The sequence below is a fragment of the Acrocarpospora pleiomorpha genome (assembly GCF_009687885.1).
Classification (GTDB): Bacteria; Actinomycetota; Actinomycetes; order Streptosporangiales; family Streptosporangiaceae; genus Acrocarpospora; species Acrocarpospora pleiomorpha.
On sequence record NZ_BLAF01000082.1, the window covers coordinates 1 to 23,998 of the forward strand.

A 23,998-nucleotide genomic window follows, 5' to 3' on the forward strand; every position below is an offset into this window, starting at 1 on the left:
GGGCAGCCCCGCCACCAGACCTGGCAGCCCCGCCAACCCCCACAACCCGCACAATCCGGACAACCCGGACGCCCCTGGCAACCCCAGCAGTCCGGGCAGCCCGGGCAGTCCGGGCCGCAAACACCCACAGCCAGGACTCCAACCCCGGCCCCGCCCGGGGCATCGCATCCAACCCCGGCATGGCCCCCACCGCCATCGCACCCGACCCCGGCCCGCCCGGGGAGCCGCACCCAACCGGTCCCGCCCGGGGGGTCGCATCCGACTTCGGCATGGCCTCCACCAGCGCCGCATCCAACCCCGGCCCTGCCCGCAATGCCGCACCCGACTCCGGCTTCGCCCGGGGCGTCGCATCCGGCTCCGGCCGCGCACCCGACTCCACACCCGGCCCCGCCCCAGACCGACGAGGCACGTCTACAGGCAGCCGCCGGGCAACCCCGCCCCCACGAGCGCGGAAGCAGTGAGCCATAGAAGATCACAAGGATCCACAGAAGATCACGAGCCGATCGCCATCGAATCACCGCGAATTCGAGCACGGCTGCGAGTATGGCGTCCACGGTCCTGCGGACGCGTTCGCCGCGCAGGGGCTGGTAGCTCTCGCCGACCCCGGCGATGAGGACGCTCCCAGGGGGTGGGAGAACATCCGTGCCATGGCTTTCGTGCGGGTGTCACGGCGTTGGCGGGGGTGGGCGGAGCCCAAGGAGAAACAGAGGGATGGGTGGGTGGGAGAACCACCCAATTCTGTGCCGAGCGGAACTCGGAGAGCGGGCGAAGTCTGGCGTTGCCAAGGCTGGGGTCTGGGCGAGGTATGCCGGTGTGGCTAGGAACGATCGCGCTCGCGATTCCGAAGCTGCGGCAGGGCTCCTACTTTTGTGGCCGCGTGGATGGTGAAGGGGGGCGCACGATCTAAGCTTGGGTGGCGTGACTGAGATCGTGCTGGCTTCCGCGTCTCCGGCTCGGCTGGGTGTGCTTCGTGATGCGGGACTCGACCCCAAGGTGATCGTCAGTGGTGTGGATGAGGACGCGATCGTCGCGGCCACTCCTGGTGATCTCTGCCTGGCTCTCGCTCAGGCGAAAGCCCGTGTCGTAGCGGACGGTCTTACCGGCGACATTCTTGTCATCGGATGTGATTCGGTCCTGGAATTCGATGGTGTGGCATATGGAAAGCCTGATTCCGCAGAAGAAGCTGTGGCACGGTGGACCGCCGTGCGGGGTCGATCCGGCCACCTGCTGACCGGCCACTGCGTAATCCACACGACCTCCGGCCGTACCGCGTCGGCCGTCGGCTCAACCGAGATCCGCTTCGGCACGCCCACCGATGCCGAAATCGTCGCCTACGTCGCCAGCGGCGAACCCATGAAGGTCGCCGGCGCATTCACACTCGACGGCCTCGGCGGCTGGTTCATCGACGGGATCGTCGGCGACCACGGCAACGTGCTCGGCATATCTCTGCCTCTCCTGCGTCGCCTATTCACCGATCTGGGTTTCCCCATCACACCTTTCTGGCAACGCTCAGCCACCTGATCCTCTACACGCGCACAACGTGACCTCAGCGGAAGTCAGGGCACCCGCCTGGAACGCTTAACGGTTCCTTCCGGCGACGCCACAGGCGTGAAAATTGGGGCGGGCACCCGCTGGCGCCGGAGCTTCTGCCGCGCGCCTACCTGAGTCGTCATTTCCGGCCAGAATGCCGCCAACCATTGACCGCGCGTCGTTGGCTGAGCCGTTGGAACGAGCCGTCGCGGTGGGGGAGCGGACACGCTAGCCTGCCGGGCATGAGTGGCATAGGGCAACCGGTTCGGCGCAACGTAGGCGGGTTCGCAGACGGGGTGGGATTCTTTCTGAAAGGGCTGGGCTGGTGCGCCCGGCGTCCGGGCTGGTGGTTGTTCGGCCTGATTCCGGCTCTGATCGCGTTCGTGCTGTACGTGGTGGCGCTGATCTGGCTAGCCACGAATGCCGGCGACATCGCCGCGTGGGTTACCCCGTTCGCCGATGACTGGGGCTGGAAGGGCCTCTTCCGTACCCTGATCGGAATTCTCATCTTCGTGGTCGGCCTCGGACTGTCCATCATCACGTTCACCGCCGTCACGCTCGCCATCGGCGAACCCTTCTACGAGAAACTCTCGGAGAAGGTCGAAGAGGACTTCGGCGCGGTACCCGGCGACGACCTGCCATTCTGGCGCTCGCTGTTCCGCTCCATCCGCGACAGCCTCATGACGCTCGTCTACGTTCTGATGTTCACGATCCCCTTGTTCGTTCTCGGATTCGTCCCCGTGATCGGCCAGACGATCGTCCCCGTCCTCGGCGCCCTCGTCTCAGGCTTCTTCCTGACCGTCGAACTCACCGCCCTCGCCATGGAACGCCGCGGCCTCCACCGCAAGGACCGCTTCGCCATCCTCCGCAACAACAAGGGCTCCGCTCTCGGCTTCGGCGTCGCCATCTTCCTCACCTTCCTGATCCCCTTCGCCGCCGTCATCGCCATGCCCGGCGCCGTAGCGGGCGCCACCCTCATGGTCCGCGTACGCCTAACGCCGTCAACCCTGGTGCCCTAACACTCGAAGCATCCGACACCCTTGCTCCAACTTTCCCGCCCGCTGTCACCTCCGGCGCCGGGCGGGCTGAGTCCCGCTGCACGGGTTCGTTTGGGCTTCGTACCCACGGCTGTCATCCCACGTTGTGGCGTGCCAACGGCTGGACGGCCTGGTACAACCGCCGACCGAGGTGCTTAGCGTGCGAACGCTTGCCTCGGTGCGATAAGAACGCCGCAGCTCGGCATCCTGCCCTCTGCCTCCATGATCGTCTGACGGGTGTGAGCTGAGGGTCATGTCGCCGCCGCCCCAACACCGCCTCGACTGCTCGCCTCCCGCTCCCACACGGCACATCGCGTCCCTACACGGGCATCTCCCGCCTCCAAGCGGGCACACCTCCCGTCCCCGTGCGGGCGCGCTGCGCTGGTTCCCGGCCGCGACTCACTTCCGGTAGCGATGCCGGGGAGCCGCGGGCCTGGTGGCGGATGGGTTCACTCCGGCGACAAGGGCCACGAGCTCCATGCCGGTCAGGACGTCGGGCGGCCAGGGCCAGTGACGTTCTCTAGCAGGTCGGCGCGCTGCCAGCCGCCCAGCACGGATGTGATCCCCGCGTTTCTGCGACGGTGAGCGCGATCAGGTCTCACCCGTCAACGGTCATGAATTATGGCTGCCGTACTCGCAGGGCAATGCCGCGGCAGATTTCCAACGCCGCGCTCTCATGCGCGCGGCACGAAGAGATAGGCCGCCGCGCGCGGTGTGATGTCCTCGTCGTAGCCGCCGGTGATCAGCACTCGGCCATCTCGCAAAATGGTCGCCGTACCGACCAGGCGGGCCGCGTCCAGCGACCCAGCGACCGGGTGAAACCGCCCGTTGTAGATCTCCGGGATCCGCGCTCCGCCCGCGATCAGAATCCGGCCATCGGTCAGCGGCACAAGCGAGCCATCGATCTTGTAGCGTGGCTCGATCATCGGTGGCAGCTCACGGAACCTTCCGGTGGCTGGGCTGTACAACTCGGCCACGTTGAGCAGGTTGTCGCGATCGCCGTCGCCGGGAACCGAGCCACCCGCCACCAATACGGCCCCATCCTCCGTCACCGCCGCACCCAATTTCCGGCGGGCGGTCTCCATCCTCCCCGTGACGCGCCACCTGAACGCGTCAGGATCGAAGATCTCAGCCATCGTGCTAACGGGATCCCCACCGACCACGAAGATCCGACCGTCCCGCAGCGTCACCGCCGTGCCTCCGGTTCGCGGCGTCGCGGCTGGCGCGGGGGCGAACCGCCCGGTCCGCGGATCGTAAACCTCCGCGCTGCCGAGGATTCGCCCGCCGGGCCCCGTACCACCCGTGATCATCACACGCCCATCCGGCAGCGACGCTGCCACGTGCCCGCCCCGACCCTCTGCCATGGAGCCCGTCGGTCGGAATGCCCCCGATCCAGGATCGAAGATTTCGGCGCTGCTCAACGGATCCCTGCCCTCGCCGGGCCACCCGCCGATGATGAGCACATCGCCATCCGGCAGGCGGGTGGCGGTATGCCCGGTCCTCGGTGATCCCATCTCCGGCCCTGCCACGAAGATGCCACGCTCGGGCTCGAAGAACTCCGACCGCCGACCTCGCTCGCTGTCCTCGCAGCCGTGGGCGGTGCACCCTCCCGCCAGCAGCACCCGCCCATCTCGCAGCAGGGTTGCCGTATGCGCGGCCCGCGGGATCTCCGCGTCCCCCACTGATCTCAGCATCGTGCCTGCTGGGTTCGCGCTCGGCCGGGTTCCTTCTGTCTCCGGTGAGCTGGCCGTGGAACACCCGGCGAATACGAGCACAGCGCCGATCACGTACATCCATCTCATGCTCGGATATACACCGCTACATGCTCCCGGGTTTCCGCCGCTTGGTACGACGCTCCTAGCTTGTGATCCGGCCTCTTCCTCCACGATCGTCTGACGTGTGTGGCCGGCCGGTTCTGGTGGTGATACCAACGGCTCGGGCCTGGTGACGACTGGTCGTCCTCGAATCAGCGATCAGCGTGCGGACCGGCGCTGCGTGTTCATGCGTCTCGTTGGTCGTTGGTTTTGAGGAAGGTCTCTACCTGGCGCTGTAGTTCTTGCAGGTCATTGACGGCTCTGGCAAGTTGTTGAGACCAGGCTTCGGCTTGTTCTGGTGAGGCTTCTTTTTCGAAGCCTTCGGTGCTGGCGATTAGGGCGGGGAAATCGCCGAGTGTTGCCACGAGATTGTCCAGGTGCCGGGTGGGTCCGGGTGAGTCTTCGTAATCCTGGAGTCGGGGTGAGTGCGCCTCCGGTGCGAATGGTGGATGCGCCGCTGATGTGGTGATCGGTGGGTGGGGGACTGCGGGCGGATGGGATGGCGAGGCGGGATGGAAGGAAGGAAGGGGAGGTGGTGAAGGGCGGGATTCCGGGATGCGGAGGGTTTCTGAGTGGGGTGAGGTTGTGGGGGCGCGGAGGCCGCTGAGTTGGCCCAGGCGGTTGGATTCTTGAGGGCTTGTGGGGGTGGGGATGGTTGGTGGCGGGACGGTGGGGCGGTGATCGTGCTGGCGGGGGATGTGGGTGACGGCCAGGGTGCCCATGACATGGGCCGCGTCGATCTGGCGATTGACGTGGTTCTTGGTGAAGCCCCAGCGTTCGCGGCAGTAGTCCTCGAAGCGGGGGTGGGTGGCGCGGTGGAGACGCCCGGCGCGGATGCGGGAGAGAGCGTGGCCGACGTCGACGAATGTGGTGAGGCCGTGTTCGATCGCGTTCTCGGCTTCGGCGAGGGCGAGCTGTTCTTCGAGGCTCAGATCGTCCGGCTCCGGCTGTACGGGCGGCGGGGCCGGACCGTCCGCGAGAAGTCTGAGGATCTGGCCGTGGCAAGGGCCGTGAGTGCACCAGCAGGCCAGCGCCTTGCCGCGGAGTTCGCCGAGCCGCGCGAGCAAATCGGGGCGCGCATTGAGGTGGACCTCGAAACGGCGTAGCTGCTCGCCGCGCAGAGCGTCGTCTTTCTCGTGCGGGTTGCCCCACACGCTCCGGGAGTCGATCCGGACATACAGGGATTGGGACTTGGCCCAGGCGATCAGGCGCGGGTGGCCTCGCCGCTGGTTCATGCTGACGAGGACGGTCTCGCCGCCGAGCAGGGCGGTCAGCCTGGATCGCTCATGATCGGACCAATCCTCGACGGATGGGGGAGCCACGGATCGACTGTCGCGCATGCCCATAAACAGTGCTCTGCCCAGTAACCGGCCTCGCTTCAACGCGCGGGCCTCTTTACCGCATTATGATCTTCGCTCTCCGCGAACACATGGCTGCCGGCGAGACGAAATGACACAAATACCACCTGTATCACTGTGAAGTTGGTTCGTTATGTACCGAGCACATCCTTCCGGGCGGACCTGCATTTCATGCCCCGGTGCACCCAAATCGCAGTCGAGTGATATCAGACGGCCGAGTTTCCCGCTTGGTCCACGCGGTAAACGTGAAGATCATGCACAGGCGTTTTTTCCTGGGCATGCTGCGACCTGCGGGAATGTGAATCACAAGGGCACAATTGCAACAGGTTCAGGTTGGCTGTCCACAGAATTGAGTTCGGCTTCTGGGCATGAGCGCCGAGGCGGAATAGTTCGAGCATGAGTTCAGCGAACCCGAGACTCCGGTTGTCGTCGCCGACCGACATCCTGGCCGCCGTGCCGTTCCTGATCGGCTTCTATCCCGAGCGCAGCCTGGTCGTGATCGGATTGATCGGGTCGGCTGTGCGGGTGACCACGCGCTGGGATCTCCCCGCGGAACCCGGCGCACTCGACGGACTCGTGCCGCTGCTCAAGCGCGAGCAGGTCACCACGGTCATTCTCATCGGGTATGGTCCGGGATCTCTTGTGACCGCCGGGGTAGACGAGGCCACCCGCCTGTTGCGTACGGCAGGCATCAAGATCACCGAGTCCTTGCGTGCCGCCGACGGCCGCTATTGGTCGTATGTGTGCCAGCGCGTGGCCTGCTGCCCGCCCGAGGGGGTGGCGTATGACCCCAAGGCGAGTCCGATCGCGGCCGAGGCGGTAGTCCAGGGCCTGGTCGCCCTTCCGAACCGCCGCAGTCTGGAACGCTCGGTCGCGCCATACAGCGGCATGGCCCGCGTCTCGATGAACCGCGCGACCGACCATGCGATCACATCCATCCGGATCACCCTGGCCAGAGGAAAGCCCGCGGACATCGTGGCCGATGGAATAGCCCGGGTCCGAACCGCGATCGACGTATACGCGCGCGGCGACCGCCTCAACGACGACGAGGCCGCTCGCTTGGGCCTCGATCTGGCGGTAATCCGCGTGCGAGACGAAGCCTGGACATTGATCGACGACCGCGCCGCACACCTCACCCTCTGGCGTGACCTGACCCGCCGCCTGAACCCCCGTCACGCCGCCCCCGCGGCCTCCCTCCTGGCCGCCACCGCGTGGCGCAACGGTGACTGCGCCCTCGCCACTCTGGCCCTCGACCGAGCTCTCACCGCAGACCCCCGCTACACAATGGCAGTCCTTCTCTCCCGTGCCATCCGCAACCTGCTCCCCCCAAACGTCCTCCGAGAACGTATGCCCACCCCCGAAGACCTGGATCGAGAAATGGGCACCCCCACCATGAAGTGGCTCTCCCCCCTCCTAGCCCTCCTCGAAGAACCATCCGCCGTCGCGAGCTAACCGAACGGTGTTGGCCTGGGGAGCTGCTCGTTCTGTGGGGTTGCTAGGGCGGGGGATCGGAAGCGTCATCGGTTGCTGTGTTGGGTTGGGTGGTCGGGGGTGGGGATGTTGTCGCGGCTAGGCGGGCGGCGCGGGCGGTGAGGTAGTCGCGTTCGGGGATGTTTGTGGTGTGGTTTGCGGCTGTGCGGTAGTCCTCGATGGCGCCGGGGAGGTCGTCGGCCATTTCGCGGAGGTGGGCGCGGGCGGTGTGGAAGCGGTGGTGGTCGGTGAGGCGGCCGTCGGCGTCGAGTGTTTTGAGGATGTCGAGGCCGGTTGAGGGGCCGTGGACCATGGCGGCGGCGACGGCGCGGTTGAGTGTGACCATGGGGTTGTCGGACATGCGTTCCAGCAGGCCGTAGAGGGCCATGATCTGTGGCCAGTCGGTTTGGTCGGCGGTGGTGGCTTCGTCGTGGAGTGCGGCGATCGCGGCTTGGAGTTGGTAGGGGCCGACCGCGCCCTTGGCCAGGGTGGCGGTGATGAGCGTGACTCCTTCGGTGATCGCGTCGGAGTCCCATGTGCTGCGGTCTTGTTCGGTCAGGGGGATGGGGGTGCCATGAGGGCCGGTGCGGGCGGCGCGGCGGGCGTCGGTGAGGAGCATGAGGGCGAGCAGGCCGGCGATCTCGCATTCGTCGGGGAGCAGGGCGTGGATCATCCGGGTCAGCCGGATCGCCTCGCGGGCGAGTTCGACGCGGTGGAGGTCGGGGCCGGTGGTGCTGGCGTAGCCCTCGTTGAAAGTCAGGTAGAGGACATGGAGCACCGAGCTGAGTCTGCGTGCGCGTTCATGCGGGGCGGGCATTCCGAACGGGACGCCGGATGTCTTGATGCGCTGCTTGGCCCGGCTGATCCGCTGCGCCATCGTCGCCTCGGGCACCATGAACGCTTTGGCGATCTGGGCTGTGGTCAGTCCGCCTACCGAGCGCAGGGTGAGGGCGATCGCGGAGGCGGGTGTGAGCGCGGGATGACAGCAGAGGAACAGCATGCTCAGCGTGTCGTCCTGGTCCGAGGCGTACGCGTCGTCGGCGGCGGGCGCGGACCGCAGTTCCGGCGGGGTTCGCGCGGCGACCAGTTCCTCCCGGCGACGGCGGGCCTGCTCGTTGCGGACCTGCTCGGTCATCCGGCGGAACGCGACCTGAATGAGCCAGCCACGCGGATTGCCGGGCAGTCCTTCCTTCGGCCATTGGGCGGCGGCGTCGAGCAGGGCTTCCTGGACGGCGTCCTCGGCCGTGTCGAAGTCTCCCGTGCGCCGGGTGAGCACGCCGACGACCCGCGGCGCGAGTTCGCGCAACAGGTCATCGATGGCCCGATCATCCAGCGTTGACGACTCCTCGGACGGACACCACCAGGAGTGCCTCAAGGCGTTGACCGCTCGGAAGTACATCACTCGGCCTGCCACAAAGCGTTGACGGCCCTCGGACGGACATCACTTGGCGTATCTCAAAGTGTTGACGGCTTTCTCGGGCGGACATCACTTGGCGTGCCTCAGGGGGTTGACAGTTCCTCGGGTGGGGCTGACATCACCTGGCGAACCTCGATCGGCATGTTGAGCGGCTTGCCGCCCGGTCCAGGTGCGGCCGAGACGAACGCGGCGAGCTCGAACGCTCGCTCCTGGCTTTCGCAGTCCAAGATCCAGTAGCCGACCAGAAACTCCTTCGTCTCTGGATAGGGACCGTCGGTGACCACGGGGATCCCACCGTCGCCGGCTCGCACTGTCCTGGCCTGGTCGGGCATCGCCAGCCCCTGCGCGTCCACGAGTTCCCCCGAGGCAGTGAACTTCTCGGTCACGCCGTGCATGAACTCGATGTGCGCCATGACATCTTCCGGCGGCCACGTGCTGATCGGCGGAAACTCGGCCTGCTGCCCGAACTGCATGAGCATCATGTATTTCATCTCTCGGCTCCTTCGACGCCCGCGCCCTACTCGGCGCTCTCACGTGTAGGTAGAAGCAGGCCACCACGTTCTCTACATCCTCCCGAGCATCCAGGACAAATCTCAACAAGAGGCCGGAGAGCGGCCGGCCGAGGGAGCGAGGAGGTCCAGGCGATGGCGGTCGTGGGCGGTGGAGAGGCTGAGGTGACGGCTATGCGCGGTGGTGATGCTCGGGCGCGAGGAGGGTTCAGCCGGGAGGGCCACGCGAGGCTCACGTGACTCACGCAGCGGTGGTCACGGTGGCGTGGAGGGCGCCAGGAGGAGGGCCAGATGGAGGTCCGGGCGATGGCGGTTGCGGGCCGAGAGGCTCAGGTGATGGCCATGCGCGGACGGGATGCTCGGGCGCGGGGAGGGTTCAGCCGGAGGGCCACGCGATGGTGGTCACGGTGGTGAGAGGGCCAGCCAGGAAGAGGAGGGACAGGCTGCGGCGGTTGCGGGTGGCAAGCCGGGTTAGGCGATGGCGCTCACGGTCAGGCGCTTACGGTCAGGCGATGGCGGTCACGGCCGGGCGAGAGGGCCCTGATGAGAGGGCCCGGGCGGAGGCCAGAAAGTGACGGCGGGCAAGACGGCGGGCAAGGCGCTGGACAAAGTGGAAGGTCAGGTGAGGAGCCCAGGTGGTGGCGTGTGGTCTGGTGTTGGGAGGTGGAAGCCTGGGGCTGGGAGAAATTGGTGTTCGTTAATGCGGGGGGAATGTGGGCGTATTTGGTGTTGGGCGTCCGGAAAGTGTGGTGAAGGACGGTGGGTGGGTTGTTGGGAAAGTGCGTGTTGGTGTGAGGTGGGTTGGTTGGTGGGGGGTTAGTCGGCTTCGGCTTGGCGGCGGCGTTCGTTGTAGGCGCGCATGCGGGCGGGGTAGCCCGTGAGTTGCACGTCGTACACGGGGAGTGCGAGGTCGCGGGCGACCTTCTTGATGACTGCGGGGGAGCCGACTCGGCGGCGGGTCCATTCGCCGTCGTGCGCGATCGCGACGGCGGTGGTGTCGGTCGCGAAGGTTTCCGGCTCGACGTAGAACTCGACGCCCCTTCGTGACTTGGCGAACTCGATCAGGGCCTCGATGTCCTGATCGGTTGCCTCACGGTCGAATTTGGCGACCTTGGGGCCGCGATTGCGCCTAAGGCCGTAGCGGTCACGCCATCTCATACCCCTTATATACCGGTCCTGAGCGCAAGTCGGTGACAATGAGGGCGCTCCCGGGGTTCCGTGGGGGACATCCCGGATGGACCGCGGCCCTGTCTCGATCGAATATGAGTAGGCGAGAGGCCACGTCATCGCGGTGGCGAGGCAGACTCGAAGGGGAAGTGGTCGCGCGTACCCGCACGGCTGCTCGGATCGACGGAAGGTAAGGCTTTTGATGCCGGCGGCAGCGACACCACCGTGGCCGGGCGGCGCGCCCGCGCCGCACCCTCAGCTCCGGGTGACCAACGATGATCGAGACCAGGTGGTCGAGCACGTCAAGGCCGCGTACGCGGAGGGGCGTCTCGATAAGGACGAGATGGACGAACGCCTCCACCTCGCCATGACGGCCAGGACCCACGCCGACCTCATGCCGATCATGACCGACCTGTACGGCTCCCGCCCCCCGTACATCCCACCACCGCCTTCCCTGACCCCGGTGCACGCGACCCAGCTCCCGCGCCCCATGGCCCGGGACGCGGCCGACCGTGTGGTGGCCTCGGCCGCCCACCTGATCAGTCTGACCGGCCTGTTCGTCGTCGGCCCGCTGATCATGCTTCTCACGGCCGGCAAGTCGTCCCCCTACGTCCGCAGACACGCCGTCGAGGCCCTGAACTTCCATCTGACCGTTCTGGGGGCGACCTTCCTGCTTCCGATCACGGTCATCGGAATCGTCCTGATCCCGGTGATCTGGGTCCTCGGGTTCGCCCTGTCCGTTGTCGGCGGCGTCTCCGCCCTGGCCGAGGGCGACTTCCGCTACCCCTTCACGCTCCGGCTGATCAAGTAGCCACCACCGCGCACCCCCCAAGCGGTGGTGGCCACCACTCGATAAGGTCAGAACCCGATTTCGCTGCGGATCAGGATGACCGTCCCGCGATCAGGCAGCTCGCGCTCGAATATCAGGATCTTTCCCAGGAACGACGGCTGGCCGTACACCTTCTGGCACCGCGCCCACTCCCGGGGCAGCGAGCATGTCCGGATGCGGCGTAGCGCGGTGTCCAGGTCCGCGACCACCTTCTGCGCGCCGACCACCCAGATGGCCTGCCGCGCTCGCTCAAACGCCTGTCCGAGCCCGCGGACCGTGGGGGCAGTCCCCGGGATCAGCCGTCGAGGACCTCGTAGCGCACGCGCATGATGCCCGTGTGCAGGTCGCCGATGGCGTCGTAGGCGGCGCGCGAAAGGTCCAGGCACAGGCCGCCGTTGCCCCACGGCCCACGGTCGTTGATCCGGACCACGACGGACTTGCCGCTGGTGGGGTTGATCACCCTGACCTTGCTGTGCATCGGGATGGATCGATGGGCGGCGGTCAGCGCGTTGGGATTGAAGCGCTCGCCGCTGGCCGTGGTCTGCTCCTCCTGGTAGTAGGCCGCCTTGCAGCTGCCGGACGAGACCACCCGCGCGTTCGACTCCGAAGCTGTCGGGCTCGCCGACGGTTCCGCGCGAACCGGAGCCTCCTCGCTCGGCTCAGCGCTGGCACCTGCGGAAGCGCCGGTATCCGAGGGGTTCGGCTCCGTGCTCGGGCTGGGCGCGGTTGGTTTCGTGCTCGCCGCGGGGGAACTCGGTTCAGCGCCCGCGGACGTCGGTTCACCGGCCTTCGACTGAGCCGACCCGGCCCTCGACCCCGCGCCCGGCTTCTCCGGCGTACGCACCGGCGGATGACCCTTCGCCGTAGACGTCGCGGCAGGCGCGGACCGGGCCATCCTGGCAACGTCAAGCTCGGGCTCCCTGGTCACCGACCACGCCGTCACGGCAGCGGCGGTCACACTGCCGGTGACGACCACCGCCACCACAATCCGACGCGCGGGAGAACCCTTACTGGGGGAGGAATGCCGGCCCAACGAAACCACAGTCCTTGATCGGGAGGGAAACAGGACAACAACGACTACCCAATCCCATAACAGGTCATTGGACATCTTTACGGAACATATGCGACAAATCGCCCATATGCGTATTGATGTGACCCATCTCACAGCGCCCCAAAGCGGGAGCCTAGAGCGCCGACCCAGAACCGAACCGCCAAATATAACGAATTCGCATAGATCGCCAAGCCGCTGATCAGGGCAAAAGCGCCTGAACCATCCCGATCGTGTCGGCTTCCTCCGCACGCTTATCCGGCCGATACCGGAGCACCCGCGCGAACCTCAACGCCATCCCGCCGGGATACCGCGTCGACCGCTGCACGCCATCAAAGGCGATTTCCACCACCATCACCGGCTTGACGGTGACCGTCCACCCATCGGTGGGCCCATCCGCCAGCCGCAGGAACTGCTCGGTCTGCCACGCGAGCAGCTCATCGGTCAACCCCTTGAACGTCTTCCCGAGCATGACATATCCGCCGGTCTCCGGATCCAGCGCACCAAGATGGAGATTGGACAGCTTCCCCTCCCGCCGGCCATGCCCCCACTCGACCGCCAGCACCACCAGATCCAGCGTGTGCCGAGGCTTGACCTTGATCCACCCGGCCCCCCGCCGCCCCGCCGCATAGGCCGTCTGAGGCGCTTTCACGACCACACCCTCATGCCCCCGCCGCACCGCGTCCGCGAAGAACGCCTCCCCCTCATCCGCGTCCCCGGTCACCAGCCGCGGCGCGATCAACTCCGCCGGTACGGCTCCCGCCAGCGCCGCATGCCGCTCCGCGTCCGGCAGATCCAGCAGATCCACCCCATCCACCCGCAACGCGTCAAAGAAGAACACACTCAACGGCACCTCCCGCGGCCCGACCTTCGTCGCCACCCGCGCGGCCGTCACCTGGAACGGCTCCGGCCACCCGTCCGCCCGCAGCGCGATGACCTCCCCGTCCAGCACCAGATCCGTACGCTCCAGCCCCAGCATCGCCTCTACCAGCTCGGGCACCTGCGCCGTGATGTCATCCAGCGTCCGCGTGAACACCCCGACGTGATCGCCCGACCGGTGCGCCTGCACCCGCACCCCGTCCAGCTTCCACTCCACGGCCGCCGGCCCGCCGATCTTCTCCAGCGCGGCCGTGACGGTCGGCGCGCTCTGCGCCAGCATGGGCGCGACCGGACGCCCGACCTCCAGATGGAAGTCGCGCAGCGCGTCCACCCCACCGGCCAGCGCCGCCGCCCCCACGGCGGGCAGCCACCCGCGCAACATGAGCGCCCGCCGCACTTCAGCCGACGGCACGGCAGCCGCCTTGGCGATGGCCTCGATCATCACCCCGTCGAGCGCGCCCTGCCGCAGCTCCCCGGTCAGCAGCCGCCCCAGAAAGGTCTGCTCCGGCCGCGTGGCCGCCCCGAACAGCTCGGCGACCAGCTGCTTGCGCGCCGCCTGCGACCCCTGCCCCGACTGGGCCTTGATGCGTTCGAGCAGCGCGTCGATCTGGGTCAGCGTGGCCGTGGCGGCCAGCCGGGGCTCGGGCAGCTCCTGCAGGCTCCGCCAGCCCACGCCGATCTGCCGCTGCGGCAACTCCCCGGACAGGTACGCGATGGCGATCTCGGCCTCGTCAGGCCCGACTCTGCCCAGCAACTCGGCCAGATGCCTGATCTTGGCCAGGCGGGCCGACTCTGCGGCCACCGCGGCGGAGGTCCTGGCAAGATCGATCAGCAACACAGGGTAATCCTGCCCTAGTCCGCTGTAATGCCGCCAGTTCCCGGCATGACACAGCCCCCGGCGGCGGGCCGGGGGCTGGAATCGCCAGGGTCAGCCGACGTCGAGCAGGTCCACAACGAAGATCAAAGTCTCACCGGGCTTGATCGCGCGACCGGCGCCCCGGTTGCCGTAACCCAGGTGGGGCGGGATGGTGAGGCGGCGGCGCCCGCCGACCTTCATGCCGGCGACGCCCTGGTCCCAGCCCGCGATGACCTGGCCACCGCCGAGCGGGAACTGGAAGGCCTGGCCGCGGTTCCACGACGCGTCGAACTCTTCGCCGCTCGAGAACGCGACACCGACATAATGCACACTCACGGTATGCCCGGGCTTGGCCTCCGCGCCGTTGCCCTCGACCAGGTCGACGATCTCCAGGTCGGAGGGCGGGTTGCCCTCGGGGAAGTCGATCTCGGGCCTTTCGAGTGCCACGTGGGTCTCCTTGTTCCAGCGCGCCTCTCGGTTGCCAGGCGGCGAAGCCGCCCGCGTCCGGCAGAGGTGGCGCGCCCCCAGGCCGGCGGCCGATCGTGGTTCCGACCGACCAGCCGACTCTACCGGGCGCCACTGGATCACCGGCGGCTTCCCCATCACCAGCTCTGGTGCAGCGGCATGCCCTCGGTGTAACCAGAGGAGCTCTGTACGCCCACGACCGCCCGCTCATGGAATTCCGCCAGGCTGGCCGCCCCCGCGTACGTGCACGCGGACCGCAACCCGGCCACGATCTCGTCGATCTGATCTTCCACCGAGGGCCGAACCGGATCCAGATACATCCGCGAGGTCGAGATGCCCTCCTCGAACAGCGCCTTGCGCGCCCGTTCGAACGGCGTGTCCTCCGCCGTACGCAACCGAACGGCACGAGCCGACGCCATTCCATAATTTTCCTTGTATTTCCGCCCGTCGGCGGAGGTACGGGTATCCCCGGGCGACTCGTACGTCCCGGCGAACCACGAGCCGATCATGACATTGGACGCCCCGGCCGCCAGCGCGAGGGCGACGTCACGCGGATGCCGTACCCCGCCATCGGCCCAGATGTGGCGATTCAAGCGGCGGGCCTCGGCGGCGCACTCCAGCACGGCCGAGAACTGCGGACGCCCGACGCCCGTCATCATCCGGGTCGTGCACATCGCGCCGGGCCCGACCCCGACCTTGACGATGTCGGCCCCGGCCTCGACCAGATCCCGGACCCCGGCCGCGGTGACCACGTTGCCCGCCACGATCGGCACCCCGGGCGCCAGCGCCCGCACCGCGACGAGCGCGGCCAGCATCTTCTCCTGATGCCCGTGCGCCGTGTCGACGACGAGCGTGTCGGCTCCCGCGTCGAGCAGTTCCTTCGCCTTCGCGGCGACATCGCCGTTGATCCCGACGGCCGCCGCGACCCGCAGGCGCCCTGAGGGGTCCACCGCGGGCTGGTAGAGGGTGGCCCGCAGTGCCCCCGTACGGGTGAGAATGCCGACCAGCCGCCCCTCCCCGTCGACCACGGGAGCGAGCCGGTGCCGGCCCTCGTGCAGCGCGCCGAAGGCGGTCTGAGGGTCGACGCCCTGCGGCAGCGTCTGCGGGGATTCGGTCATGACCTGGGAGAGCTGGGTGAACATGTCCACGCCCTGGCAGTCCGCCTCGGTCACGACCCCGATCGGCCGGTTGTCCCAGTCGACCACGATGACCGCGCCGTGTGACCGTTTGGGCAGCAGGTTGAGCGCGTCTCCCACGGTGTCGTGCGGGGTGAGCGTGATCGGCGTGTCATGAATGAGATCGCGTCCTTTAACCCATTCGATGACGTTCGCCACCACATCTATGGGAATGTCCTGCGGAATCACGGTAAGTCCGCCGCGTCTGGCCACGGTCTCCGCCATCCGGCGGCCGGCGACCGCGGTCATGTTGGCGACGACCACGGGGATGGTGGTGCCCGTCCCGTCATGGGCGGATAGATCCACGGTAAGTCTCGACCCGATGTCCGACCTGGACGGGACCATGAACACGTCGCTGTAGGTCAGGTCATACGGCGGGGTTATGTCGTTGAGAAATCGCACGTTATGAACATTCCCTGCGTTCCAGCACGGTATGTAAAGATGACGCCGATCAGTTCAGTCGAATGGGGGACCGTCTGTGATCATTGTTGACCGGCCAGAGCTGCTCGTCGTCGGCCACGTCGTGCGGACCACGAACGCGGCCGAGGCCGACCCGGCGCGCGCGCAGCTGCCGGCGCTCTGGGCCCGCGCGGGCGCGCCGGGCGCGTTCGCGCACGTGCCGGGCAGGGCTGACGAGAACGTGTACGCGGTGCTCACCGATTACGAGAGCGATCACAACGGCGCGTACACCCAGATCGTCGGCGTCGCGGTGCACACCGCCGCCCGGCTGCCCGAGGGCATGGTCGCGGTCCGGGTGCCGGGCGTGCCCAGCATGCACCTGGAGGTACGCGGCCCGCTCCCGCAGACCCTGATCGAGGCCTGGCAGTACCTCTGGAAGCACACCGAGTCCGGCACGGCCCCCGCCCGGGCCTTCACCACCGACGTCGAGGTCCACCATCCGGCGGGCGCGGACCTCTACGTCGCCGTGCGGCCCTCCTACGCGGAGCCTCAGTCGTCGTAACTCCACAGCGGTTCGGGGATCTCGAAACCCACCGGCTCGCCCCACCTGTTGCGATAGCTCACCTCATGGACCGGTCGCCTGGGCGCGACACCCCAACGACCGGTCGGGTAGCCAAAGGTGACGGTGCACGCCAGCTGCCAGCCCTTACCCTCCGGCACACCGAGGATCCGCATCGCCTCTTCGCCGTGGAACAGCCCGAGCACGGTCGTCAGCGCGCTCCCGACGCCGAACGCCCGCGCCGCCAGCTGAGCACTCCACACAGATGGATAGATCGACCCCCCGGACGGGTCGTTGCGGGTGAACGCGAACAACATCAGCGGGTACGCCTCGAAATGGTCCGCGAGATGCTGCGCCGACTTGAGCACACTGAGCGCCTGCGGATCGCCCTTCTCGCGCATCGGCTTGTAGTGCGTCTCGAACAGCACCCCGAGCGCCTGCCGGTACAGCGGCCCGAGTTCGGCCTTCACCGCCGGATCGTCCAGCAGCAGGAACCGCCAGCCCTGCGTGTTGCCGCCGCTCGGGCCGCGCACGGCCGCGTCCAGGATGCGTTCCTGCACCTCGGCCGGGATCGCGTCCGGTTTGACCCGGCGCATCGCCCGGGTGGTGTAGAGGGCTTCGAAGACGTCCATCAGGCGAGGACTCCCAGGTCGCGGAGATTGTTGGCGGTTTCGTCGTCCAGGCCCCAGGAGGTGAGGTCCCGCAACCTCGTCGCGGGGGCCAGGTCGCTGTGGGGTGCGCCGAGCAGGCGGGGGGCGGGCGCGGGCTGAGTGACACCCGAGACCTCCACGAACGTTTCCCGGGCGCGGTTGTGCGGGTGCTCCGGAGCCTCGGCCAGCTCCAGTACGGGCGAGACGCACGCGTCCGACCCCGCGAACACCGCTTCCCAGTCCGCCCGGGTCCGGGTCGCGAACACGGCGGCCAGGTGGTCGCGGATCACCGGCCAGTTCGCCTGGTCATCCCGATCCGGCAGGTCGGTGAGGCCCAGTTTGCCGAGCAACTCGGCCCAGAACTGCGGCTCCAGGGATCCGACCGCGAGGTACTTTCCGTCCGCCGTCTCGTACGTGTCGTACATGGGCGCCCCGGTGTCCAGCAGGTTCGTGCCGCGCGCACCCCAGAAACCCGTCTGGGACGCCTGGTAGAACATCGCCAGCAGCAGTGCCGCGCCGTCCACCATGGCGGCGTCGATCACCCGGCCCCGGCCGGTGCGCCCGCGCTCGATGAGGGCGAGCAGCACGCCGTACGCGAGCATGAGGCCGCCGCCCGCGAAGTCGCCGAGGATGTTGATCGGCGGGGTGGGCCTGTCCCCGGCGCGGCCCAGCGCGGACAGCGCGCCGGAGATCGCGATGTAGTCGATGTCGTGGCCCGCCGTGGCGGCGAGCGGCCCGTCCTGGCCCCAGCCGGTCATCCGGCCGTAGATCAGGCGCTCGTTCACCGCGTGCAGGTCGGCGGGGCCGATGCCGAGGCGCTCGGCGACGCCGGGGCGGAACACCTCGATGACCACGTCCGCGCTCGCGGCCAGGCGTTTGAACGCGGCGACGCCGTCGGCGGACTTCAGATCCAGGCCGATGGATCGTTTGCCCCGATCCATCACGTTCGCATGCGGCGCGTCGGTGACCGCTTTGACCCGATCCACCCGGAGCACTTCCGCGCCGTGGTCGGCCAGCATCATGCCCGCGAACGGCCCGGGAGCCAGCCCGGCCAGTTCCAGCACGCGTACCCCGGCCAACGGTCCGCTCATCTCGGCTCCCTCGCTCGAATACCTAGAACAATATTCGGAACGGACCTTCGCGGCACCGCTTGGGGGTGACCAGTATGGGAGAATTACCGCCTCTTATTAACGAGAAACCCGTCCCATAGACAGCCGCAGGGCCGCCGACCAGACGACTCACCGCGGCGGCTGTCCAGATCACGACTTTCTCATTAATACTGTGCGGGCAAGGGGGCACGATGGAGGGGGAACGGCTGGTCGCGGGGCGCTACCAGCTCAAGCGGAAGCTCGGGCAAGGCGCGATGGGCGTGGTGTGGGAGGGGCACGACACGCTGCTGGATCGGCCGGTCGCGGTCAAGGAGGTCATGCTGCCGCTCGGCCTGCCGCCAGGCGAACTGGAACGCCAGCTTCTGCGGACCGGGCGCGAGGCCAGGACCGCCGCCCGGCTCAGCCACCGCAGCATCGTCGCGATCTACGACGTGGCGGAGGAGGACGGCCGCCCGTGGATCGTGATGGAACTCGTCCGCGCGCCCTCCCTGGAGCAGCTCGTCCGGGAGCAGGGCTCGCTGCCGGTGAAAGAGGTGGCCGCGATCGGGCGGCAGATCCTGTCCGCGCTGGCCACCGCGCACGCCGCCGGGGTGCTGCATCGGGACGTCAAACCGGCCAACATCCTGGTCACGCCGGAGGGGCGGGCGGTCCTCACCGACTTCGGCATCGCCACCACCGAGCACGAGGCGAACCTGCCGGTGGTCGGGATGATCACCGGGTCGCCCGCGTTCCTCGCGCCGGAACGCGCGGAGTCGCGCGAGTTCGGGCCACCCTCCGACCTGTGGTCGCTCGGCGCCACCCTGTACGCGGCCGTGCTCGGCAGGTCGCCGTTCGACCGGGGCACCATGATCGCCACCGTGGCGGCGGTGCTGACCGAGGAACCCGACTTCGGGCGGCTCCACCCAGCCCTGCATCCGGCGCTGTCGGCGCTGCTCAAGCGGGATCCCGCCGAGCGGGCCGACGCCGCCGAGGCCGAGCGCCTGCTGTCCCTGGTCGACGGCGGGCCTGCGCGCGAGCCGGGGAGCCGGCGGCGGAGCCGTACCTGGCTGATCGCGGTCGCGGCCGTCGCGGTGGTCGCGGTCAGCGGGACCGCCGCCTGGTCGATGATGTCCCTCGACCAACCAGTGGCTCCGGTCATCGTGTCTCCGTCTCCGTCTCCCTCTCCCTCTCCGTCACCGGAGCCGAGCGTCACTCCCACCCGCGTGTCCGCCTTCAAGCGGTACGTCTCCCCGGCCGGCTGGACGATCGGCTACCCGCGCACCTGGACCGGCTCCCGCGCGGAGGCGTTCACCGAATGGCTGAGCCGCGACGGCGGCAGCCACCTCGGCGTGGAGGAGATCGTCCCGCACGCCGCGCAGCGCGAGATGATCGCCGAGATCGAGGCCATCCGCTCCCGCGACGCCCGCGACTACCGCCGCCTGCGCCTCGATCGTGTCTCCTGGTCCTACGGCGGCGCCGTCGAATGGGAGTCCACCTTCACCCCGGTGGACACCGCGAGCAGCCCCTGGCTCACCGTCGGCGTCGGCTACCGCGAACTCACCCGCCTGCTGACCGTCGGCGACCGCGCGTTCCTGATCACCTGGACGTCGGAGGAGGCGCGCTGGGCGGCCCAGACGGAAGCGATGACCAAGGTTCTGGACAGCTTCCGGCCAAGGTGATCCAGAGCGGGAATAGGCCGGGAGAGTCGAGGGTTCTCCCATGTCGGAGTGGGAACAACTGTCAACGCACGCCCAACGAACCGACAGTTTTCTCGGGTTTAACGTGTCGAGTCTGGTCTGGGTTGTTTTAGGGGGATAGCGTTCCTCTAGAGACGATCTCTACTATCCTGGGGGTGGTGTCATGCCCGAGCGCACGACCAGTATGACCACCCATCGGAGAGCGGTCGAGCAGATCCGCGACTCCTACGCCGCGATCCCCGACGACGCGGCCCCGCGCCTGGCCAAGGCCACCACGAACCTGTTCCGGTTCCGCGAGCCCGCCAAGGTCGCCAAGCTCTCCGCCCGCGACCTCGACCAGGTCATTCACGTCGACCCGGATGCCCGCACCGCGGAAGTCCAGGGCATGACGACTTACGAGAATCTGGTCGACGCCACGCTGCCGCACGGGCTGATGCCGTTCGTGGTGCCGCAGCTGAAGACGATCACGCTGGGGGGCGCGGTCACCGGGCTCGGCATCGAGTCCAGTTCCTTCAGGGACGGTCTGCCGCACGAGTCGGTGGAGGAGCTGGAAATCCTCACCGGCGACGGCCGGATCGTGGTCGCCCGCGCCGACAACGAGTTCAGCGACCTGTTCCACGCCTTCCCCAACTCGTACGGCACGCTCGGCTACGCGCTCCGCATCAAGATCAAGCTGGCCCCCGTGCAGCCGTTCGTGCGGCTCACCCACGTGCGGTTCACCGACGCCGACAAGTGCATGCTGGCCATGCAGGAGATCTGCGAGACCCGGGAGCACGACGGCGACCCGATCGACTTCATCGACGGCACCTTCTTCGGCCCCGACGAGATGTACATCACGCTTGGGCGGTTCGCCGAGCGCGCACCGTACGCGTCGGATTACACGGGAATGCGGATCTACTACCAGTCGATGCGTAACCGTACCCGCGACTGGCTCACCATCCGCGACTACCTGTGGCGCTGGGACACCGACTGGTTCTGGTGCTCGCGCGCCTTCGGCGTGCAGCAGCCCCTGGTGCGGTCCATCACCCCGCGCCGCTGGCTGCGCTCCGACGTCTACCGCAAGCTGGTCGGCCTCGACCAGCGCTACGGCATCACCGCCAGGATCGACCGCTGGCGCGACAACCCGATGCACGAGTCGGTCATCCAGGACGTGGAGGTCCCGGTCGAGCGGGGCGCCGAGTTCCTGGAGTTCTTCCACAGCCAGGTGGGCATGACGCCGCTCTGGATGTGCCCCCTGAAAGCCACCAGAGACTGGAGCCTCTACCCGCTGGACTCCGGGCGGCTCTACGTGAACTTCGGTTTCTGGGGGATGGTGGCCCTGCCGAGAGGACGGCAGGACGGCTACTACAACCGTCTGATCGAACGCGCCGTGCACGAACTGGAGGGCCACAAGTCCCTCTATTCGACCTCCTTCTATGCTCGAGAGGAGTTCTGGCGCTTCTACAACGGAGACGCTTACTGGCCGGTCAAACGTGCGTACGACCCCGGTGGACGTTTGCTCGACCTGTATGAGAAATGTGTACGGGGAAGGTGATGACACATGAATCTCGCCGAGATCTTTGAAAGGGTTGTCGGATCTGGGGCCGGCATCGAGTTCTGCGCGTACGACGGCAGCAAGGCGGGCCCATCCGGCGCGGACATCCGCCTCGAGGTGAAGTCGCCGCTCGCGGTCGCCTACCTGGCCCAGGCCCCGGGTGAGCTCGGCATGGCCCGGGCCTACATCTCCGGCCATCTGGACGTGCAGGGCGACATGTACGAGCTGCTCGACCGGATGTGGTCGTTAACGATCAACGACATCTCGACGTCCGAGAAGATCGCCGCCGTCCGGGCGCTCGGCGTCAAGCCGTTGCTGACCCGGGTCCCGCTGCCCGCCCAGGAGGTCCGCCGCTCGGCGATGGCCCGCCTCGGCAGTCGGCACGCCAAGCAGCGCGACGCCGAGGCGATCCACCACCACTACGACGTCTCCAACCGCTTCTACGAGTGGGTGCTCGGCCCTTCGATGGCCTACACCTGCGCGACCTATCCCACCCCTGACGCCACGCTCGAACAGGCCCAGCACACCAAGTTCGACCTGGTCGCCAGGAAGCTCGACCTCAAGCCCGGCATGCGCCTGCTGGATGTGGGCTGCGGCTGGGGCAGCATGGTCCGCCACGCCGCCCGCGAGTACGGCGTGAAGGCGCTCGGCGTCACCCTCAGCCGCCAGCAGGCCGAATGGGCGCAGAAGGCCATCGCCGAGGAAGGCCTCGGCGAGCTCGCCGAAGTGCGCTTCCTGGACTACCGCGACGTCGCCGAGTCCAGCTTCGACGTGATCAGCTCCATCGGCCTCACCGAGCACATCGGCCGCGACCAGCTCGGCGCCTACTTCCGTTTCCTCCACGGCAAGCTCAAGCCCGGCGGCCGCCTGCTCAACCACTGCATCACCCGCCCGACCGGCAAGGAGCGGACGATCAACAAGGGCGGTTTCATCAACCGCTACGTCTTCCCCGACGGCGAGCTGGAGTCGGTCGGCACGCTCGTCCGGGAAATGGAAGACAACGGCTTCGAGATCCGCCACGAGGAGAACCTGCGCGAACACTACGCGCTGACCCTCCGCGACTGGTGCCGCAACCTGGACGACCACTGGGACGAGGCCGTCCGCGAGGTCGGCCAGGGCACCGCCCGCGTCTGGCGCCTCTACATGGCCGGCTGCATCGTCGGCTTCGAACGCAACAAAATCCAACTCCACCAGGTCCTAGGCGTCAACCTCGACGACGAGGGCGCCTCCCACGTCCCCCTCCGCCCGTCCCTCGACTGGCCCTGATATTTCTGAGTACGGCTCCCGCGCGATGTTCCACGCGGGGGCCGCCATCTCTGGTTGACGAACTCGGGCTCGAACCCCGCCGGGCGCTCGGTTCGCCAAGCCCTCCATCATGGCGCCACCGTCGGGTTATCGCGGCACAGTCCGACCAGATCGCACCTCGCACAGGTGTCACACCACTGCGACTTTCTCGGGAGCCGGTTCTCCCGGAGCGCGTCCCCGGCATCCAGGATCTTGTCGCGGATATCGAGCAGCAGCCTTTCGTTGATGACCTCGCGCTGGCTGGCGGCGCTGTCGTCCAGGCGTTTGATCAAGTCAATCCGGCCGTCCACTGTCACGCCGGGGGTGACATGGACCCGGATTGGCTGCTCTGAGTAGAGCGTGTTGAGCAGTCCGGCTCCGTTCTCCCGCAGGTAGCGGCGGATCGCGGCACGTGCGGAGTTCCGGAGCTGACGGGTCAACTCCTCCCTATACCCCAAGGGGGTATTACCGAGTCCGAAGTGTTCAATCCGTGGGGTGAAACGGAAGTCCGATGTTCTCCCCCTGCATCAGCCTGTCGATTGACTGCTGCATCACCTTGCTGTCGTTCAGGCGCGGGAACGGCTCCCCGGCAGGGACGTCCACGCCCAGGAAACGGCAGAGCGGCTCCCACCCTTCCCGCACGTCGAACACCAGCAGCCGCTCAGGCGGCAGGCTCTCCTTCACCGTGGCCGTGTGCCGCTCGAACGCCGCGATGGTGTCCTTCTCGTCGGGGACCTCGCCGAAGGGCCGGTCGCTGCCCAACCCCTCCCGTTTCATGCGCTCGAGCAGCGGGCGGGTGATCTTCATGCTCTCCACCAGACCGGCCATCTCCGGTGCCAGCTTCTCCGCCTGTAACCGCGCCGGGCCGTTGGCGATGAGCGTCTGCATGCTCGCAAACCAGGCGTACGGGTCGCGTACCGTAAGGACCACCTTGGCCTCTGGGTACCTGGCCGCCAGCTCGCGCCAGAAGAACGAGGCCGGCCAGTCGACAGCGGAACGGAACCCCTCGAACACGTGATCCCACTCCGGCACCGCGTCACCGTATGCCAGGGGCGCCCACCGCCGGGCGCGGTCGGGGTTGGACCCGACGTCGAACATATGGTGGCAGGGCCCGAACCCCAGCCGTTCCAGCGCCGCCTTCATCGAACTCGTACCGGTGCGCGGGAATCCCGCGCCGATCACGGTCAGCATGTTGCCCCTCCATGAGGTGTCGGCTTGCCCCGATCATGGTGG

24 protein-coding genes and 1 pseudogene are annotated in these 23,998 nt (G+C 67.7%); 10 read left to right on the forward strand and 15 right to left on the reverse strand.

Translation table 11 applies throughout. The features are described from left to right. Positions 1-918 precede the first annotated feature (918 nt). Positions 919-1,521, forward strand: a complete 603-nt coding sequence (locus Aple_RS45285) for a Maf family protein (RefSeq protein WP_155350983.1) — start codon at positions 919-921, stop codon at positions 1,519-1,521. 251 nt (positions 1,522-1,772) lie between these two features. After that, positions 1,773-2,549 (forward strand): EI24 domain-containing protein, encoded by a 777-nt coding sequence (locus tag Aple_RS45290; protein WP_155350984.1) that lies wholly within the window; start codon positions 1,773-1,775, stop codon positions 2,547-2,549. Between the two features lie 692 nt (positions 2,550-3,241). Here the strand turns inward: Aple_RS45290 and Aple_RS45295 are convergent. Further along, positions 3,242-4,261 (reverse strand): Kelch repeat-containing protein, encoded by a 1,020-nt coding sequence (locus Aple_RS45295; RefSeq protein WP_170321985.1) that lies wholly within the window; start codon positions 4,259-4,261, stop codon positions 3,242-3,244. Between the two features lie 305 nt (positions 4,262-4,566). Next, the gene (locus Aple_RS55215; RefSeq protein ID WP_246265318.1) at positions 4,567-4,746 is read right to left on the reverse strand and encodes a hypothetical protein; all 180 of its coding nucleotides are present in this window, start codon (positions 4,744-4,746) and stop codon (positions 4,567-4,569) included. 312 nt (positions 4,747-5,058) lie between these two features. On the opposite strand from Aple_RS55215, the gene Aple_RS55220 reads away from it, so the two are divergent. Next, positions 5,059-5,487: a hypothetical protein gene (locus Aple_RS55220; protein ID WP_246265321.1), complete on the forward strand. Its 429-nt coding sequence runs from the start codon at positions 5,059-5,061 to the stop codon at positions 5,485-5,487. On the opposite strand, the pseudogene Aple_RS56560 reads toward Aple_RS55220, so the two are convergent. Next, positions 5,416-5,727 (reverse strand): annotated as a pseudogene (locus tag Aple_RS56560) (DUF4326 domain-containing protein); the annotation flags it as partial. The gene Aple_RS55220 and the pseudogene Aple_RS56560 sit on opposite strands and share 72 nt — an antisense overlap. Positions 5,728-6,135: 408 nt before the next feature. Here Aple_RS56560 and Aple_RS45305 point away from each other — a divergent pair. Continuing rightward, entirely contained in the window at positions 6,136-7,191 is a 1,056-nt protein-coding gene (locus Aple_RS45305; protein ID WP_155350987.1) for a DUF4192 domain-containing protein, read from the forward strand. A gap of 43 nt (positions 7,192-7,234) precedes the next feature. On the opposite strand, the gene Aple_RS45310 is transcribed toward Aple_RS45305, so the two are convergent. The 3 genes from Aple_RS45310 to Aple_RS45320 form a co-directional block, all read right to left on the reverse strand. After that, positions 7,235-8,608, reverse strand: coding sequence for an RNA polymerase sigma factor (locus tag Aple_RS45310; RefSeq protein ID WP_155350988.1), 1,374 nt, complete (start codon positions 8,606-8,608; stop codon positions 7,235-7,237). A 101-nt stretch (positions 8,609-8,709) separates the two neighbouring features. Next, entirely contained in the window at positions 8,710-9,117 is a 408-nt protein-coding gene (locus Aple_RS45315; protein ID WP_155350989.1) for a YciI family protein, read from the reverse strand. Positions 9,118-9,951: 834 nt separating this feature from the next. Further along, positions 9,952-10,293 (reverse strand): hypothetical protein, encoded by a 342-nt coding sequence (locus Aple_RS45320; RefSeq protein ID WP_155350990.1) that lies wholly within the window; start codon positions 10,291-10,293, stop codon positions 9,952-9,954. Between the two features lie 211 nt (positions 10,294-10,504). Here Aple_RS45320 and Aple_RS45325 point away from each other — a divergent pair, with 211 nt between their 5' ends. Further along, a complete protein-coding gene (locus Aple_RS45325) occupies positions 10,505-11,113 on the forward strand; it encodes a DUF1707 and DUF4870 domain-containing protein (protein WP_155350991.1) in 609 nt (202 codons plus the stop codon). A gap of 47 nt (positions 11,114-11,160) precedes the next feature. Here Aple_RS45325 and Aple_RS45330 read toward each other — a convergent pair whose 3' ends face one another. Both Aple_RS45330 and Aple_RS55225 read right to left on the reverse strand, forming a co-directional pair. Then, on the reverse strand, positions 11,161-11,358 hold the full coding sequence (locus tag Aple_RS45330) for a hypothetical protein (RefSeq protein WP_218038844.1): 198 nt from the start codon (positions 11,356-11,358) through the stop codon (positions 11,161-11,163). Positions 11,359-11,426: 68 nt separating this feature from the next. After that, complete coding sequence (locus tag Aple_RS55225) at positions 11,427-11,720, reverse strand: septal ring lytic transglycosylase RlpA family protein (RefSeq protein ID WP_170321987.1); 294 nt, start codon at positions 11,718-11,720, stop codon at positions 11,427-11,429. On the opposite strand from Aple_RS55225, the gene Aple_RS55230 reads away from it, so the two are divergent. Continuing rightward, positions 11,698-11,928: a hypothetical protein gene (locus Aple_RS55230; RefSeq protein ID WP_170321988.1), complete on the forward strand. Its 231-nt coding sequence runs from the start codon at positions 11,698-11,700 to the stop codon at positions 11,926-11,928. The genes Aple_RS55225 and Aple_RS55230 overlap by 23 nt on opposite strands. A 453-nt stretch (positions 11,929-12,381) precedes the next feature. Here Aple_RS55230 and Aple_RS45340 read toward each other — a convergent pair whose 3' ends face one another. From Aple_RS45340 to Aple_RS45350, 3 genes are all read right to left on the reverse strand, one after another. Continuing rightward, positions 12,382-13,896 carry an ATP-dependent DNA ligase gene (locus Aple_RS45340; RefSeq protein ID WP_155350993.1) on the reverse strand — a complete coding sequence of 505 codons (1,515 nt, stop codon included), beginning with the start codon at positions 13,894-13,896 and terminating at the stop codon, positions 12,382-12,384. Positions 13,897-13,986: 90 nt separating this feature from the next. Then, positions 13,987-14,361, reverse strand: a complete 375-nt coding sequence (locus Aple_RS45345; protein ID WP_155350994.1) for an FKBP-type peptidyl-prolyl cis-trans isomerase — start codon at positions 14,359-14,361, stop codon at positions 13,987-13,989. Positions 14,362-14,516: 155 nt separating this feature from the next. Continuing rightward, positions 14,517-15,956: a GuaB1 family IMP dehydrogenase-related protein gene (locus Aple_RS45350; RefSeq protein ID WP_155350995.1), complete on the reverse strand. Its 1,440-nt coding sequence runs from the start codon at positions 15,954-15,956 to the stop codon at positions 14,517-14,519. A gap of 76 nt (positions 15,957-16,032) precedes the next feature. Between Aple_RS45350 and Aple_RS45355 the strand changes: the two genes are divergently transcribed. Continuing rightward, positions 16,033-16,515 carry a GyrI-like domain-containing protein gene (locus Aple_RS45355; protein WP_155350996.1) on the forward strand — a complete coding sequence of 161 codons (483 nt, stop codon included), beginning with the start codon at positions 16,033-16,035 and terminating at the stop codon, positions 16,513-16,515. Here the strand turns inward: Aple_RS45355 and Aple_RS45360 are convergent. Further along, positions 16,503-17,144: a nitroreductase family protein gene (locus tag Aple_RS45360; RefSeq protein ID WP_155350997.1), complete on the reverse strand. Its 642-nt coding sequence runs from the start codon at positions 17,142-17,144 to the stop codon at positions 16,503-16,505. The two genes, Aple_RS45355 and Aple_RS45360, sit on opposite strands and share 13 nt — an antisense overlap. Next, positions 17,144-18,253 (reverse strand): CaiB/BaiF CoA transferase family protein, encoded by a 1,110-nt coding sequence (locus Aple_RS45365; protein ID WP_155350998.1) that lies wholly within the window; start codon positions 18,251-18,253, stop codon positions 17,144-17,146. Before Aple_RS45365 ends, Aple_RS45360 begins: the two co-directional genes overlap by 1 nt. A gap of 209 nt (positions 18,254-18,462) precedes the next feature. On the opposite strand from Aple_RS45365, the gene Aple_RS45370 reads away from it, so the two are divergent. The 3 genes from Aple_RS45370 (at position 18,463) to Aple_RS45380 (ending at position 22,747) form a co-directional block, all read left to right on the forward strand. Then, positions 18,463-19,929, forward strand: a complete 1,467-nt coding sequence (locus tag Aple_RS45370; RefSeq protein WP_155350999.1) for a serine/threonine-protein kinase — start codon at positions 18,463-18,465, stop codon at positions 19,927-19,929. Positions 19,930-20,110: 181 nt separating this feature from the next. After that, positions 20,111-21,481 carry an FAD-binding oxidoreductase gene (locus tag Aple_RS45375; protein ID WP_155351000.1) on the forward strand — a complete coding sequence of 457 codons (1,371 nt, stop codon included), beginning with the start codon at positions 20,111-20,113 and terminating at the stop codon, positions 21,479-21,481. Positions 21,482-21,487: 6 nt separating this feature from the next. Next, a complete protein-coding gene (locus tag Aple_RS45380; protein WP_155351001.1) occupies positions 21,488-22,747 on the forward strand; it encodes a class I SAM-dependent methyltransferase in 1,260 nt (419 codons plus the stop codon). Between the two features lie 107 nt (positions 22,748-22,854). Here the strand turns inward: Aple_RS45380 and Aple_RS45385 are convergent, their stop codons facing one another. Together Aple_RS45385 and Aple_RS45390 are read right to left on the reverse strand one after the other, a co-directional pair. Beyond that, a complete protein-coding gene (locus Aple_RS45385; RefSeq protein ID WP_155351002.1) occupies positions 22,855-23,205 on the reverse strand; it encodes a hypothetical protein in 351 nt (116 codons plus the stop codon). Positions 23,206-23,248: 43 nt separating this feature from the next. Then, entirely contained in the window at positions 23,249-23,956 is a 708-nt protein-coding gene (locus Aple_RS45390; RefSeq protein ID WP_155351003.1) for a sulfotransferase family protein, read from the reverse strand. Between the last annotated feature and the right edge of the window lie 42 nt (positions 23,957-23,998).